Genomic DNA, 14423 nt, shown 5'->3' with positions numbered 1-14423 from the left:
GAGCGCTCAAAGTGTTGGTTGGCGGTAGGCATCCAATGCCGCCTCGACGGCAAGCGCGATCTGCAGCAGCTTGCCGTCTGCACCGAAGGCGCCGGTCAACTGCAGGCCAAGCGGTAGATGTCCGTCTATTCCGCAAGGAATGCTGATGGAGGGCTGGCCCGTCATATTGGCAAATCCGCTCGAAAGCATCTCGCCTTCCTGTCCGTCCTCGGTGAATTCAGGGTCCTCTACAGGGGCAGGGAACGGAACGCTCGGGCCTAGCAGCACATCGACCTCGGCGAAGCGGGCTTCGATGGCCTCTCTGAGCTTCACCCGAAACTCCTGAGCGCGCAGATAGTCCACGGCGCTCGCTCCAAAACCCGTCTCGATCTGGGAGCGGGTTCTCGGCGCGTAGCCCGAAGGGTTTTCGGCATGCAGGCTGGTATGGATGACGGAAGCTTCGGGACGAATGATTTTTCTGAGTTCCAAATTTGCCGCCGCAAATTCCGGCAGATCGATCGTCTTGATGACCGCGCCTCTCAAGGCCAGCTTCTCAAGGATTTCCTGGAGGTTGGCTGCAACAGCCGGCGTCAGCTCGCTGCTGCCGGCATGGTAGCGAACAACACCGATCCGGACGCCCTCAAGCGACGGTTCCAAAAGGGAGAACGTTTTGTCGGAAAGGCAGCCGAGCATGGTGGCGGCATCGGTCACGGTGCGCGCCAGCGGGCCGGCATGGTCAAGGCTCCACGAGAGAGGGAAGACGCCGTCGAGCGGCACCAGCCCGAATGTCGGCTTCAGGCCGACAATGCCGCAGTAGGATGCGGGAATGCGGATGGAGCCGCCGGTGTCGGTGCCCACCGCCAACGGCACGACGCCAGCGGCAACGAGCGCGGCAGAGCCGCCACTCGATCCACCGGAGGTGCGGCCGGCATCGTGCGGATTGTTGGTCTGACCCACATCGGGATGGGCAATGCCATAGGCATATTCGAGCAGGTTGCTCTTGCAGAGGATGATTGCACCGGCGTCGCGCAGTCTTTTGACAAGCGTGGCATCTTTTGGAGCAATTGCGGGTGCCCGAACGCGGCTGCCGAAGCCCGTCGGTGCGTCTTTGACCTCGATGAGATCCTTGATGGCGACCGGAATGCCGTGCAACGCCCCGAGGTCGCGACCTGAACGAAGATCTACCGCGAGACGTTCGGCATCCTGCATGGCGGTAGCGACGATATGGGAGACGGCATTCAGTTTCGGCTCGAGGCGTTCCATGCGTTCGATTGCCTGTCTCGTCGCCTCGACCGGCGACAGCGCGCCATGGCGATAAAGTCGCCCGAGTTCCCGCACGCCAAGAAAAGCAGTCTCGCTCATGTGGAGTTCCTTACTCTCGCCCAGTTGATAAAAACGCCGCCACCCGATGGGGTGGCGGAGATCATCGCAGCTATCTGATCAGTTCTTGACGGTATCTTCCAGGAAGAAACGGCCGAGCGGGTTCTGGTAGAAGTTTTCAATGTTCTTGCGCGAGACATTGATATAGGGGCTGTAATAGAGATCGATCCAGTTGACATCGTCCTTCGCCATCTTCTGCAGATCGATATACATCTGCTCGCGCTTCTTCGGATCGAGCTCCAGGCGCCCCTTGGCGACCAGTTCCTTGACCGCTTCGTTCTTGTAATTGGTCGAATAGTTGTTGTTGGAATCGTGACCGAGCACGAAGGTCGTCTTCTGGTCCGGGTCGAGAATATCGTTGGTCCAGTAGTTGACCGAGATGTCGTAGTCACCCGCGACCGTCATATCCCATTCCTGGCTCGGATCGACCTTCTGCAGGTCGGCGGTGATACCGGCCTTCTGCAATTGCTGCTGCACCAGCACGGCCGTCTGCTCGTCGACCTCGTCGCCTGCACGCAGAAGATAGGTCAGCGTCAGGTTGGAAACGCCGGCGTCGGCCAGCATCTTCTTGGCCTTTTCCGGATCGTAGGGGCGCTGCAGGTTGTCGGCGTAATGATAAAGCGCGCCCTTCGGAATGTAGGAATTGGCGACCGTGCCCTGGCCGAAGGTAACGGCATCGACGATCGCCTTCTTGTCGATGGCGAGGTCGAGGGCCTGGCGGACTTCCTTCTTGCCGAGCTCGCCATGCGCGTGGTTGACCAGGAGGTGATCCTCGCGGGTCGAAGCGTCGATGTCGACATTGAGGTTCGGGTCCTTCTTCAGCTCCGCCACGCGGGAAAAGGGAACGAAGATCGCCGTATCGAGCTGACCGGCCTGAACGTTCAACATGCGGGTATTGTCATCCGGCACGGAAATCCATTCGACACCGTCGAGCTTCACCCGGTCGGCTTGCCAGAAGTAGGGGTTCTTCTTGAGGATAATGCGGTCGCCGCGCCGCCATTCCTCGACGGAGAAAGCGCCGGATCCGATCGGCTTTTCGGCGTAAGCGTCGGGGCCGAGCGTCTCCATGCCCTTCTTGGAGATGACCGAGGCGTTCGGCAGCGCCAGCGTCGACAGGAAGGGCGCGGAGGGATGCTTGAGCTTGATCGTCAGCGTATGGGCGTCAGTTGCAACCGCGGTGTCGATCACCTTGTAGGAATCGCTCCAGAGCGAAGCCGCGTCGTCGCGGATGCGCAGCAGGCTGAAGGCGGCGTCCTCGGCCGTCAACGGCGAGCCGTCGGAGAATTTCGTGTCGCGGATCTTGAAGACGTAGGTGAGGCCGTCATCGGATGTGGTCCAGCTTTCGGCAAGGCCGGGCTCCAGCTTGGTGCCGGTCTTGTCGACGCGGATCAGCACGTCATAGACGTTCGAGAAGACCCAGTTGTCGATGTTCTGCGCCGTCTTGATCGGATCGAACGTGGTCGAATCCTCGCGGCGGCCGATGGTCAGCACGCCGGCTGCTTCGGCATAGGTTGCGGTGAGGGTGAGGCCGGCGACGATGGCCGCGAGCCCGATTGATTTCCATCTGCTGGTCATAAGATCGTTCCCTTGGTTGTTATGGCATGCGTTTGAAAGGCAGGATTTCGGCGACGTTGTTTTCGGCGCGAAGATCGGTGTCGGCAAAGAGTTGTTTGTCCGGGTCGATGTCCGGAATGGCGGCGATGAGCGAGGCCGTATAGGGGTGTTTCGGACGCGCGAAGATCTCCTCGGACAGGCCCTCCTCGACGATCTCGCCGCCATACATCACGACGGTGCGTTCGCAGAGATTGCGGACGATGGCGAGATCATGGGCGATGAAGAGCAGGGTCAGGTTCATCTTCCGCGTCAGCTCGCGGAAGAGTTCGATGATCTGCGCCTGGATGGTGACGTCGAGTGCGGCGACGCATTCGTCGGCGATGATGAGCTGAGGGGCGACGGCGAGCGCGCGGGCGATGCCGGCGCGCTGGCACTGGCCGCCGCTCATGCTGCGTGGCTTGCGCTTGGCGAATTCGCGCTCCAGCCCGACGAGGTCCAGCAGTTCACCGACGCGGGCGGGGATATCGGCGGATGCGACCTTGCCCTGCACCTTGAGCACTTCGGTGAGCATCTCGCCGATCGTCAGGCGAGGGTTGAGCGCATTATAGGGGTCCTGGAACACCATCGCCGCCTCGCGCCTGAGCTTGGCGAGGCCCGCCGTTTTCTGTTGGGCCAGGTCAATGCCGCCAAAGGTGATATGGCCGGAGGAGAGCGGCGTCAGGCCAAGGATGGCGCGGGCAAGCGTGCTCTTGCCGCTGCCGGATTCGCCGACGATTCCGACCGTCTCGCCGGGCATCAGTCGCAGGCTGACACCCGAGACGGCGTTGACCGTTCTGGCGGCGCTGCCCTTGAAGAGGCCACCGCCGACGTTGAAACGGACGTGCAGGTCGTCGATTTCGAGGAGTGGCTTGAGCGGGGTGTCGGCTTTTATGGCTTCCGCGACGGATGCCGTCTCGTCCGGCATCGACGGATGGCTCTTGATCAGGTCGATCGTGTAGAGATGGCGCGGCTGCGACAGGAGCGTCCGCTTCGGACCTTGCTCCAGCAGCTTGCCGCCGCGCATCACGGCGATGCGGTCACAGGTCTGGGCGACGATGCCGAGATCGTGGGTGATGAGGATGATGGAGAGGCCGCGTTTGTCGCGGATGTCCATCAGGAGCTTGAGGATCTGCGCCTGGATGGTGACGTCGAGCGCGGTCGTCGGCTCGTCGGCAATCAGGATTTTTGGATTGCAGGACAGGGCGACGCCGATCATCGCGCGCTGGCGCATACCGCCGGAGAATTCGTGCGGATAGCTTTCATATTGCCTGATAGGATCGGGAAAGCCTACCTGGCCGAGGATTTCGATGGCAGCAGTGCGTGCCTCCCGCGCATTGAGGCCCTGATGATAGCGAATACCCTCGGCGATCTGGTTACCGATCCGCATGACCGGATCGAGATGGCTGGTCGGGTTCTGGAAGATCATGCCGATCTCACCGCCACGCACCTTCAGCATGTCGGCATCACTGATTGTTGTCAGGTCGCGGCCCTCGAGCAGGACACTACCGCTCTCGATCTTCAGCAGCGAGGAGGGGAGGAGGCGGATCAGCGAGCGGCAGAGCAGGCTCTTGCCGGAGCCGCTTTCGCCGACGAGGCCGAGGATTTCTCCCTTGGCGAGATCCAGCGACACGGCATCGAGCAGCGTGCGTTCGCCGCTATCGAGGTGTGCCTTGACGGTGAGATCGCGGACGGAAAGGACGGAGGCGCTCATTCGTGTACCCCCAGCAATTCGCCGAGCGCATCGCCCAGCATGCTGAACCCGAAGGCGAGGCAGACGATGGAGAGGCCGGGAAACAGCGTGATCCACCAGGCCGTTGTGATGAAGCTCTGGCCTTCAGCGACCATGACGCCCCATTCGGCCAGCGGCGGCTGTACGCCGAGACCGAGATAGCTGACGGCGGCGCCGCTCAGCAGCACGAGCACAGCATCCGACATGGAAAAGACGATCGAGCCGGCTATGGCATTCGGCAACAGGTGGCGGAACATGATGCGGAAGCGGCTGAAGCCGAGGCTGACGGCGGCAACTGCATAGTCGCTGTTCTTCAGCACCAGCATCTGCGCGCGGATGAGGCGGGCATAGGAGACCCAGCCGACCAGCGCCATGGCGATATAGAAGCTGCTGAGGCCCGGCCCGAGAATGGCGATGATCGACAACATCAGCACGAGGAAGGGGAAGGCGAGGATGATGTCGACGATCCGCATGAAGACTGCATCGATCACGCCGCCGAAGAAACCGGCGATGGTGCCGATAGTCGTGCCGATCAGGAAGGGAAAGACGACGCCGATCACGGCGATCTGCAGGTCGATGCGCGTGCCCCAGAGGACGCGGGACAGGATATCGCGGCCGAAATTGTCGGTGCCGAAGGGGTGAAGCCAAGACGGCGCCTGCAGGCGGACATCGGCATTCTGCAGGATCGGATCGTAGGGTGCGATCAGCGGAGCGCCGAGCGCCACCAGCAGAAAGAACAGGAGAATGCCGCCGCCGATGACGAGGGTGAGCCGCTTGCCGAGTAGATGGCGCCAGGCGATGGAAACGGGGGCGGTTGCCTGAAGGCTCATATCGTCACCCTCGGATCGGCGGCGACGGTGACGATGTCGGCGAGGAAGTTGACGAGCACGGTGGCGCAGGCAAAGACCATGGCGACGCCCTGGACCACCATGTAATCGCGCGAGAAGATAGCGCGCACCAGAAGCTGGCCGATGCCGGGGAGCGCAAAGACGCTTTCGACGACGACGGTGCCGCCGATCAGCCAGCCGATATTGACCGCCAGCAGATTGATGGTCGGCACCAGCGAATTCGGCACCACATGCCGCCAGAAAACGATGCTCTCCGGCATGCCGCGCGCCCGCGCCGCCGTCGCTACGTCTGATTTCAGCGATTCGATCATCGCGGCGCGCAGGCTGCGGGTCAGCACCGTCGACAGCGACAACGCGATGGTGAGACTCGGCAGGATAAGATGCAAAAGCTTGTCGCCGAGCGTCTCGCCGTAGCCGGAGACCGGAAGCACGCCGAGATCGACGCTGAAGAGGATGATCAGCATCAGGCCGAGCCAGAAGGGCGGAAAGCCGATGCCGAAGGTGGAGACGATGCGTACGAGATGGTCCGCCGCGCGGCCATTGTTACGGGCGGCAATCGCCGCCATCGGCACGGCGATGAGGATCGACAGGATGACGCTGGCGACGACGAGCGCCACCGTCGGCTCGATGCGGGTGGAAATCAGCTTCAGCACGTCGATCTTGTAGAGGATGGACTTGCCCATCTCGCCATTGGCGAGGTTTTTCAGGAAATAGAAATATTGCAGCCAGATCGGCTGATCGAGGCCGTATTGGGCGCGGATATTGGCGAGTGCCGTCGGCGTCGCGCGCGTGCCGAGAATATTGCGGGCGGGATCGCCGGGAATGAGGCGCACCAGGATGAAGGTGATGACGCTGATGCCGAAAATGACGGGCAGGAATTGCAGCGGGCGGCTGAGAACGAACCTATAGCGATGCATGATGACGCTCGCTCCCTTGCCTTCTTCGATTTTCGAACGCTTCCTGTCGCATCATGCCTGCCTGTGCCTCGCCAGGAAATCGAGAAGTGCTGGATAATAGTCGGCGGGGTTTTCATAGAAGGGCATGTGGCTTGCGTTCGCAAACACCTTCAACTCCGCGTTGGGAATGGCGAGCTTCATGCGTAGCGCGCAGGCGGGCGTCAGTTCGTCGTGCTCGCCGACAGTGATCAGCGTCGGCACGGTCATGCGCGGCAGGTCGGGGATGCGGTTCCAGTCCTTGAGATTGCCGATATAGAGGAATTCGTTCGGCCCCTGCATCGTCGCGTAAGGCCCCATGTTCCAGTCGTCGAGCGAACGGCGCACCGGCGCTGGCCATTCCGGCAGGCGACAGACATGGCGATAGTTGAGGATGGTGACGGCGGCCATATATTCCGGATGATCGTAGGTGCCCTGTGCCTCATGCTTCTGCATCATCGCCACGGTTTCCGGACCGAGTGCCGCCCGCAGTCGCTCTAGTTCCGAGATCAGGTGCGGCATGTCGGCGACGGTGTCCTCGAGGATCAGGGTCCGGAGGTTTTCCGGATAGGTCAGCGCATAGTCGATCCCGAGCCATCCGCCCCAGGAATGGCCGAGCATATGAACCTTGCCGAGGCCGAGCGCCTTGCGGACGGTTTCGGTCTCCTCGACATAGCGGCCGATGGTCCAGAGCGCCGGATCCGTCGGGCGGTCGGAGGCACCGGTTCCGAGCTGGTCGAAGGCAACGACGCGATAACCCTGGTCGACGAGGCAGGAATGCGCCTCACGCAGATAATCGCAGGGAAGGCCGGGGCCGCCGTTCAGGCAGAAAACGGTCTCCGCGCCGGAGCCGAAGCTATAGGCAATCACCTTGTGCCCATCGACTTCGACCTCCATGCGTTCATCCGGCTGCATTTCGCGCCACATCAGCTTACTCCGGCAAATATTCTTCTTGCTCAACATTTGGGCATGATTAAATTTTTACCGTAAACCGTGATCCACACCAGCTATAAGAAGTGATAGGGTCGGGGTTTGGATGTGAGCCGGAGTTCTCCATGCTTGACGAAATCGGAACGATCAGACGCAAGTTTACCGCGCATGATACGCTGGACGGACGTATCGATCAGGCTTTCGAGGCGATGCAACAGCTCGGTTTCGAAGCTCTGGTCTATGACTATACGCCGGTGCCCTTCGATCTCGACGGCGAGATCATGGTTCCTTCGTTTCTGAAGCTGCGCAACATCTCCGACGATATGCTCGAATACTGGCTCGACCGCGGCTATTTCCGCATCGATCCGGTGCAGCAGGTGGCGCTGCGCACCTCGGCACCGTTCTTCTGGAACTACAATGTCGAGGCCGATACGGCGATCAACCGGTATCTCGGAGAAAATACCGAACCGGTTGCGCGCTACCTCAACGAACGCGACATGTCGACGGGCGTCACCGTGCCGGTGCACATGCCGCGCGGCGATTATGCGACAGTGACTGGCATCCGCTTCGGCGCGAACAAGGATTTCGAGCGCAACGCGCTGCGCTACATCGCCGATTTCGGCCTGCTCGCACATGTCTTCCACGAGACGGCCTATGCGCTGTTTGATTCCAGTGCGCGCAGCGTCGGCAAGATGCGGCTGACGGAGCGGGAGCGGGAGTGCCTGCGCCATTCGGCTGAGGGGCTTTCGGCCAAGGAGATTTCCCGCGTCATCAACCGCTCGGTGCCGACCGTCGTCATGCACCTCAATGCCGCCGCCAAGAAACTCGGCGCCAAGAACCGCACGCAGGCAGTGGTGCGGGCCACGCATTACCGGCTTCTGGAAAACGAGCCATCCTATAACTTCTGATAGCTGCCGCAGGCCTTGAGGCCGCGTTATGCTTTTTCCATCCTAGTCAAAGAGATGGAGAAACCCGTGGCTGCCGTCGCATCGAAAGAAGCCTTCCTGCCCTTTCGCGAATACCAGACGTGGTATCGCATCACCGGATCGCTCGATAGCGGCAAGCTGCCCCTCGTCGTTGCCCATGGCGGCCCCGGCTGCACGCACGACTATGTCGACTCCTTCAAGGGCATCACGGAGATCGATGGCCGCGCCGTCATTCATTACGACCAGCTCGGCAACGGCAACTCGACGCGCCTGCCGGAAAAAGGCCCCGATTTCTGGACGCCGGCGCTGTTCCTCGAAGAGCTGGACGCGCTGCTGAAGCATCTCGGTATCCAGGATCGCTATGCTGTCCTCGGCCAGTCCTGGGGTGGGATGCTGGGTGCGGAACATGCGGTGCGCCAGCCGAAGGGACTGAAGGCACTCGTCATCGCCAACTCGCCGGCGAACATGCACACCTGGGTTTCCGAAGCCAACCGGCTGCGCCGCGAGCTGCCGCGGGATGTGCAGAATACGTTGCTAAGACACGAAGAGGCGGGCACGATCACCGATCCGGAATATATTGCCGCTTCCCGCTTCTTCTACGACCGTCATGTCTGTCGCGTTGTGCCTTGGCCGCCCGAAGTGGCCCGCACTTTTGCGATCATGGACGAAGACAGTACGGTCTACCGCAACATGAACGGCCCGACGGAGTTCCACGTTATCGGTACGATGAAGGACTGGACGATCGAGGACCGTCTCCACCTGATCGAGGCACCGATGCTGCTGATTTCCGGCAAATACGACGAGGCGACGCCCGAAGTGGTGAAGCCCTATGTCGATCGTGTCGCCGGCTGCGAATGGGTGCTCTTTGAACATTCCAGCCATATGCCGCATGTCGAGGAGAAGGAGCTTTGCCTCGCCACCGTCGCCGCCTTCCTGTCGCGGCATGATTGAAAATACGTATCGTCTCGCCTCACGATTGGTCCGGGTGCCGTCGATGACGATGTGCTTGGGGCGGCCGTTCCGGATCGACTGACCAGCGTGTCGGTCAACCAGCGCGAGGCATTGCTCGGAAATCCCGGTTTCGGGATAAGGCAAGTCATGGTATTTCGCGAGAAGAGCCGGGTCTCAAGATAGCGGTAAATAGTCGGAAATGATGGAGAAGGCTCATATGGAACCTGACACGGCAAATGCGATAGGAGCAACGGACAACTCCTCGGGTGATCGCGAGGCCATCCGCAGGGAATTGACCTCGACAGGCGCGCTGCGGGCAGGGGTGATCGTCGCCCCGGCGCTTTCAGCGGTCTTCGCCACTTTCGACGGGGAAACCGGGCACTATCGCGGCACGACGATCGACATGGCGCAAGCACTGGCGCTGCAACTCGGCGTTACCCTGGAGATCGTGAACTTTCCGAATTCGGGAGCATGCACCGATGCGCTCGAAAGCGGGCAGATCGATGTGAGTTTCATGCCGGTGGACGACGAGCGCCGCAAGAGGGTTGCGTTCGGTCCCGCCTATTACATTCTCGAGAGCACCTATCTGGTCACGGGCTCTTCCGGCATTACCAGTCTTGCGGGGGTGGACAGGGAGGATGTCCGCGTCGTCGGCATCGCCAACACGACCACGATACGCAGCTCGGCGCGCACTCTCACGAAGACGACGCCCGCGCCGGCGGAGTCCATTGCCGAAGCTGTCGAGCGCATGCTGACGGGAAAAGCGGACGCGCTTGCTCTATCCCGCGACGCGTTCCAGACGCTGTTGCCTCAATTGCCCGGCGCCCGCGTTCTGGACGGCGGCTTCCAGTCGACCGGCATTGCCATCGCGGTCGGGCCAGGCAAACCATCCGCCCTGTCTTGCGTAAGCGTATTCATGGACGCAGCAAAGAAATCTGGTCTCGTCCGCCATGCGCTTGACGACGCCGGTTTTGCCAATGAGCCCGTTGCGCCGCTGTCACGGTAGCATCCCCGCCCGCGTCCGGGTCGCAGACGGAAAGGGGGTGCCGGTTGATGTCGTGGACGATCGCGCGCGGCGAAGCAGCCGGTCCATCCCATTAGAGTCTGTCAGCGTTAAGCGGAATCGTTTTGGGATTGAACTAGGGGGCGTCCCCATAAACAGGGTTTCGTTTGATTGCGTATGATGCTTCACTCTCCTGGAAAGGAGAGTTGGATGCGACGTCACGAATTAAGCGATCAGGAATGGGCCATTATCGAGCCGCTTCTTCTTTCTTCTGACGAACAGTCGGGGTGTTGAGCGCGTCGATGATCGACGGGTGATCAATGGCATTCTTTGGCGATTTAGAACTGGGTCGTCCTGGCGGGATATTCCCGACCGTTGTGGACCGCGAATGACGCTGTACAACCGTTTCTCCCGTTGGCGGAGCGCCGGGGTCTGGGATCGGCTTCTCGATGCGGTTTCAAAGCACTACGACAGAGACATTGTGATGATCGATTCATCCTGTGTTCGCGTTCACCAACATGGTGCCAGCGCAAAAAAGGGGGGATCTACCGACCCTTGCATGGGACGTTCTCGTGGCGGCCTGACGACCAAGATCCATGCGCTTGTCGACGCCGAGGGTAGACCGGTGCGGATGGAGCTCACCGCAGGTCAGGCCGCAGATGCACCGATTGCTGAAAGGCTGTTGTCCGATCTGCAGCCCGGAGCGCCGCTTCTCGCGGATAAGGTGTCGTTTGGCACTTAATCGTAAGAATGCGGCCGTTCCGGCTAGCTACGGCACTTGATGTGAGATTCTTTAAAGCAATTTTCAGTGCTTAACGCCTTCAGATGCGGCAATAACCCTTTGTGATATTTGCGATTTTCTGACGAAGATCCGCCGGAGTCTGTCGCATGTGGGAATTCTATCGTTTTGTGCGAAATTGGGTTTCGCTTCCGGTCAATGATGGTGTTTCAGGTTCAACTCGCCAAGCGGGCGGACGCCATTCCGCTCAGCCGTGACTACATGACGACCTGGGAACAAGCCCATGATGCGCCCGCATCCGGGGCAGCGGAATGAGTGGCTGGTTGCCGCCACCCGTATCGCATGAGGACGCGGGTCAAGTCTCAATGATAGGTTGCCACATTGTCTCTTTCTATACGATTCCACCAGTCGAGACATGACCCTGATAAGTTGAACCCAACTGATTTGGGTCCACAGGGGGAAATGATGACCGCCACCGCGATCAAACTCGTGCAAGATCGGAAAAAAGTGTCCGATGCCTATGAACTCGATTATTTCATGCAGAAACATCCCATTCCCAGATCGGACGCAATCCGAATTCTGAATTTGCACCGATCTGATCGGGACGCCTGCGATCGCGCTGCACATCACCTCAAAGGGTGATTTTGACCCGGGAAATGAGCCTAACAATCGCGTCAAATCCGCGCCGATGACCCGATTACCCGTTGCGCTCCGACATGTGGCAGAAGTCGGATGAGAATGTTCTCAACATCCACATAACTATAAGGCTTCGACAATAGCGGACGATCCCGGTAGCCGGCACCGAGCGCATCGATACCGTATCCCGTGGCGAAAATGTAGGGCACATCCAGCGCGCCAAGCGCATCGGCGATGGGAAAGCTTTTCTCGCCATTCAGATTTACATCCAGCACTGCGCTATCGAACGGTCGGCTGCTGACCAAGCTCAACGCCTGTTTGATCGTCCCGGCGACAGCAATAGATCCGCAACCCAGATCGGTCAGGATGTCTTCGAGCACCATGAGGAGCATCATCTCGTCCTCGACGATAAGCGTGCGCTGGGCCGACAGCAATTTATTCATTTCGATCGTCCAGCACCGGCATGATGATCGCGCATGAAACGCCCTCCGCATGGTATTGCAGGTTAACCGAGCCATCCAGCTCATGGGCGAGGCCGCGCTCCAGGAGCTTGGTACCGAAGCCTTCCGAAACGGGGGCGTCACCGTCGGACCGCCCTTCTCTTGCCAGGAGATGCTCAATTCCTTGCCGCCTGAGACTGGTTCGACCGCCCAGCTGACGAGAACCGAACCGCCAATGTTAGAAAGTGCACTGTATTTCACGGTATTGGTCGCCAGTTCATGGATCGCCATTCCGAGCGCCAGGGTTGCTTTTGAAGGCAAACGGAACTTCTGTCCTATGATGACGAAACGCTCAGGCTGTGAAGCTGCGTCCTTGAACGGTGCCAGCGCTATAGCAACTAGATCGTGGAGTTCGGCGCCGTTCCAGCTCTCACGGCTCAACAGATCATGCGATCGGGAAAGGGCGAAAATCCTGGACTCGATCGCTTCGCGGATAAGTTCGGGATCTGACATCTGCCGCAAGGTCTGCGAAACGATCGATTGCACCGTGGCAAGCGTGTTCTTCACCCGGTGGTTCAAAGATCGCCAGCTCCTTTTCACCACCCTCCGAGAATATTGCCGCCAGCCTTGCTAGGACGTCAGGCGCTGACCCCCGCGCCATCAGGGCATCGAAGCTTTGGCCTAGCACCTCTTGCCGATCATATCCGGTGAGTGCGAGGAAGCTGTCATTGGCGAAGATGATAGGGTTGTCCGATTCCCTAGCGTTTGTGAATACCATAGGCATGAGTGTGGCTTCAGCAGCAACGACGAACGGCCCCAGGTCCTCGCGAAATCCCTCGGCTTCGCCTTCAGCGACGATCTGATCTTCCGACTTTTTCTCGACTCTCAACGTTAGGTCGGCCTGTCCATTTTGAAAGCCATCGCCGACGCAGGTGCATAACGAGTCGGCGGGCGAATTTTCGCTTTCATTTGCCAGTGAGATTCATCGCGAAGGCGAGCAGCCTATCCTTTGTCGTCATTCCTTTTTGAAAGGCATACGTAAGGACGGTTAAAAGATCCGCACCATCGTCGCCGTCGGGTGAGATGTCATGCCGGGCACACGCCTCCTGAAAGGCGTTCATGAGAACTGTCGACGAGGTCTCATCCATATAGTCGCTGGAAGATAGGGTCATGCGTCGTCCTTAAGCGGTTGCCGACGTCAAAATAGGTGCAGTTGTCGATCAAGCAGGCCGTTTCAATGGCGCGTCATCAGTGGGAACTGGCTTCGTTTTCCCTAGTACAATTCCAGTCAGGCGCTCGTATTCCATCTCGGCCGGGCCATAGGTGCCCCGGCTGAGATCCATCAGCCCATCGCGGTGTTTCACGCGAATTTCGCCGCGCTGCGATTTGATGAAGTGCTTTGCTTCGAGAGTTTGCAGAGCCACTGTCACACCCGGCCGGCGGACCCCCAGCATCATCGCAAGAAATTCATGCGTGACAGTAAAGCTGTCGCCATCCATGCGGTCGTGAACCATCAGGATCCATCGCGCCAGCCGCTCTTCCAGTTTGATCTGGCCGTTTGCAAGCGCCGTATAGGTGGTCTGGATGCCGAGTGCCCGGGCATAGTGCAACAAAAGTTCTGTCAATGGGGCACTCTGGGCCAGCGCGTCTTGCAGATTGCCGGCAGAAATACGGAATGCCGAGCCGCCCATCTGGACGAAGCAGTCGAATGGGCTTTCGGTATCTCCCTGGACAAGCGACGTCCCGGTCATGCCATCCCGGCCGAACAGGCCGACCTCGACTGTCGAGCCGCCCTCTTTGCTTGCCACCACCGAACCAAGACCTGCCTCGAGAAAATAGACGAAGTCGATCGGCTGATGCGCCCTCTCGAGGGATTGGCGAAGTTGAAGCTGTATTCTCTCCAGGCTTGGGGCAAGCAGACGCAGATCGTCAGGGGCGAGGGCACACAGCAAACGATTGTCAAATACGCTGAAATTCTGACGGGTCATCGTTGCTCTCCAGGGGGCGAAAGCACGATGATCTTCCAAACGTCAGCGCCCTTGCGTGGCTGGCGTCACATATCAGGATGCGCTTAAAAATTGCGCCGCACAACAACTTTTGTACGAAATCGTACCGGTGCACGGCTTGAATTCCCGACGGCTGATTACAACGTCGATATCGAAATGATCGCGAGACGTGTCGTAGCAATCCCAGATCGCCAGTTAGTGCCTGATCGGGACGTCGTCCTGATCGGGTGTCGCCAGCCGGATTCCATAGCACAACTCTCCTCTCCGACTCGGAATCGCATTCAGGTTTCGACGGTGGCCGGTTGGATCGCCGGCGCTCCTGACATGGCGA

The 14423-nt window shown here is 59.7% G+C and carries 13 protein-coding genes and 2 pseudogenes; 5 read left to right on the top strand and 10 right to left on the bottom strand.

All coding sequences use genetic code 11. The features are described from left to right. Positions 1–6: 6 nt before the first annotated feature. The 6 genes from JTP94_RS05785 to JTP94_RS05760 all read right to left on the bottom strand — a co-directional run bounded on the left by JTP94_RS05785 (position 7) and on the right by JTP94_RS05760 (position 7388). Positions 7–1341 carry an amidase gene (locus JTP94_RS05785; RefSeq protein ID WP_204849587.1) on the bottom strand — a complete coding sequence of 445 codons (1335 nt, stop codon included), beginning with the start codon at positions 1339–1341 and terminating at the stop codon, positions 7–9. Between the two features lie 78 nt (positions 1342–1419). Further along, positions 1420–2934 (bottom strand): ABC transporter substrate-binding protein, encoded by a 1515-nt coding sequence (locus tag JTP94_RS05780; RefSeq protein ID WP_204849586.1) that lies wholly within the window; start codon positions 2932–2934, stop codon positions 1420–1422. A gap of 19 nt (positions 2935–2953) precedes the next feature. Then, positions 2954–4663 (bottom strand): ABC transporter ATP-binding protein, encoded by a 1710-nt coding sequence (locus JTP94_RS05775; protein WP_204849585.1) that lies wholly within the window; start codon positions 4661–4663, stop codon positions 2954–2956. Then, a complete protein-coding gene (locus tag JTP94_RS05770) occupies positions 4660–5511 on the bottom strand; it encodes an ABC transporter permease (protein ID WP_204849584.1) in 852 nt (283 codons plus the stop codon). The genes JTP94_RS05775 and JTP94_RS05770 overlap by 4 nt, the downstream gene beginning before the upstream one ends. After that, the gene (locus JTP94_RS05765; RefSeq protein ID WP_204849583.1) at positions 5508–6446 is read right to left on the bottom strand and encodes an ABC transporter permease; all 939 of its coding nucleotides are present in this window, start codon (positions 6444–6446) and stop codon (positions 5508–5510) included. Before JTP94_RS05765 ends, JTP94_RS05770 begins: the two co-directional genes overlap by 4 nt. 51 nt (positions 6447–6497) lie before the next feature. Beyond that, entirely contained in the window at positions 6498–7388 is an 891-nt protein-coding gene (locus JTP94_RS05760; RefSeq protein WP_204849582.1) for a proline iminopeptidase-family hydrolase, read from the bottom strand. Positions 7389–7516: 128 nt separating this feature from the next. Between JTP94_RS05760 and JTP94_RS05755 the strand changes: the two genes are divergently transcribed. From JTP94_RS05755 to JTP94_RS05740, 4 genes and pseudogenes are all read left to right on the top strand, one after another. Continuing rightward, the gene (locus JTP94_RS05755) at positions 7517–8299 is read left to right on the top strand and encodes a helix-turn-helix transcriptional regulator (RefSeq protein ID WP_092574352.1); all 783 of its coding nucleotides are present in this window, start codon (positions 7517–7519) and stop codon (positions 8297–8299) included. Positions 8300–8353: 54 nt separating this feature from the next. Further along, positions 8354–9268: a proline iminopeptidase-family hydrolase gene (locus JTP94_RS05750; protein WP_204849581.1), complete on the top strand. Its 915-nt coding sequence runs from the start codon at positions 8354–8356 to the stop codon at positions 9266–9268. A gap of 217 nt (positions 9269–9485) precedes the next feature. Beyond that, positions 9486–10274 (top strand): transporter substrate-binding domain-containing protein, encoded by a 789-nt coding sequence (locus JTP94_RS05745; protein WP_204849580.1) that lies wholly within the window; start codon positions 9486–9488, stop codon positions 10272–10274. A gap of 207 nt (positions 10275–10481) precedes the next feature. Then, positions 10482–10995 (top strand): annotated as a pseudogene (locus JTP94_RS05740) (IS5 family transposase); the annotation flags it as partial. Positions 10996–11684: 689 nt separating this feature from the next. On the opposite strand, the gene JTP94_RS05735 reads toward JTP94_RS05740, so the two are convergent. From JTP94_RS05735 to JTP94_RS05720, 4 genes and pseudogenes are all read right to left on the bottom strand, one after another. Further along, positions 11685–12665, bottom strand: a complete 981-nt coding sequence (locus JTP94_RS05735) for an HWE histidine kinase domain-containing protein (protein ID WP_246754667.1) — start codon at positions 12663–12665, stop codon at positions 11685–11687. Between the two features lie 70 nt (positions 12666–12735). Continuing rightward, a pseudogene (locus tag JTP94_RS35330) lies at positions 12736–12864 on the bottom strand (PAS domain-containing protein); the annotation flags it as partial. Positions 12865–13051: 187 nt separating this feature from the next. Next, positions 13052–13258, bottom strand: coding sequence for a hypothetical protein (locus JTP94_RS05725; protein ID WP_204849577.1), 207 nt, complete (start codon positions 13256–13258; stop codon positions 13052–13054). A 48-nt stretch (positions 13259–13306) separates the two neighbouring features. Continuing rightward, positions 13307–14074, bottom strand: a complete 768-nt coding sequence (locus JTP94_RS05720) for a Crp/Fnr family transcriptional regulator (protein ID WP_204849576.1) — start codon at positions 14072–14074, stop codon at positions 13307–13309. Positions 14075–14164: 90 nt separating this feature from the next. Between JTP94_RS05720 and JTP94_RS05715 the strand changes: the two genes are divergently transcribed. Continuing rightward, on the top strand, positions 14165–14423 hold a 259-nt coding region (locus JTP94_RS05715; protein ID WP_204849575.1), incomplete at its 3' end, for a hypothetical protein.

This window comes from Martinezella lusitana, assembly GCF_016901135.1.
GTDB lineage: Bacteria > Pseudomonadota > Alphaproteobacteria > Rhizobiales > Rhizobiaceae > Rhizobium > Rhizobium lusitanum_D.
The sequence above is the reverse complement of the archived record's forward strand: the minus strand, read 5'-3'. Positions and strand labels throughout refer to the sequence as shown.

Excerpts from the sequence above, each read along its gene's own strand:
- JTP94_RS05760 (WP_204849582.1), bottom strand. The coding sequence starts at position 7,388 with ATGTGGCGCGAAATGCAGCCGGATGAACGCATGGAGGTCGAAGTCGAT.
- JTP94_RS05755 (WP_092574352.1), top strand. The coding sequence starts at position 7,517 with ATGCTTGACGAAATCGGAACGATCAGACGCAAGTTTACCGCGCATGAT.
- JTP94_RS05770 (WP_204849584.1), bottom strand. The coding sequence starts at position 5,511 with ATGAGCCTTCAGGCAACCGCCCCCGTTTCCATCGCCTGGCGCCATCTA.
- JTP94_RS05765 (WP_204849583.1), bottom strand. The coding sequence starts at position 6,446 with ATGCATCGCTATAGGTTCGTTCTCAGCCGCCCGCTGCAATTCCTGCCC.
- JTP94_RS05785 (WP_204849587.1), bottom strand. The coding sequence starts at position 1,341 with ATGAGCGAGACTGCTTTTCTTGGCGTGCGGGAACTCGGGCGACTTTAT.
- JTP94_RS05725 (WP_204849577.1), bottom strand. The coding sequence starts at position 13,258 with ATGACCCTATCTTCCAGCGACTATATGGATGAGACCTCGTCGACAGTT.
- JTP94_RS05720 (WP_204849576.1), bottom strand. The coding sequence starts at position 14,074 with ATGACCCGTCAGAATTTCAGCGTATTTGACAATCGTTTGCTGTGTGCC.
- JTP94_RS05780 (WP_204849586.1), bottom strand. The coding sequence starts at position 2,934 with ATGACCAGCAGATGGAAATCAATCGGGCTCGCGGCCATCGTCGCCGGC.
- JTP94_RS05775 (WP_204849585.1), bottom strand. The coding sequence starts at position 4,663 with ATGAGCGCCTCCGTCCTTTCCGTCCGCGATCTCACCGTCAAGGCACAC.
- JTP94_RS05745 (WP_204849580.1), top strand. The coding sequence starts at position 9,486 with ATGGAACCTGACACGGCAAATGCGATAGGAGCAACGGACAACTCCTCG.
- JTP94_RS05750 (WP_204849581.1), top strand. The coding sequence starts at position 8,354 with ATGGAGAAACCCGTGGCTGCCGTCGCATCGAAAGAAGCCTTCCTGCCC.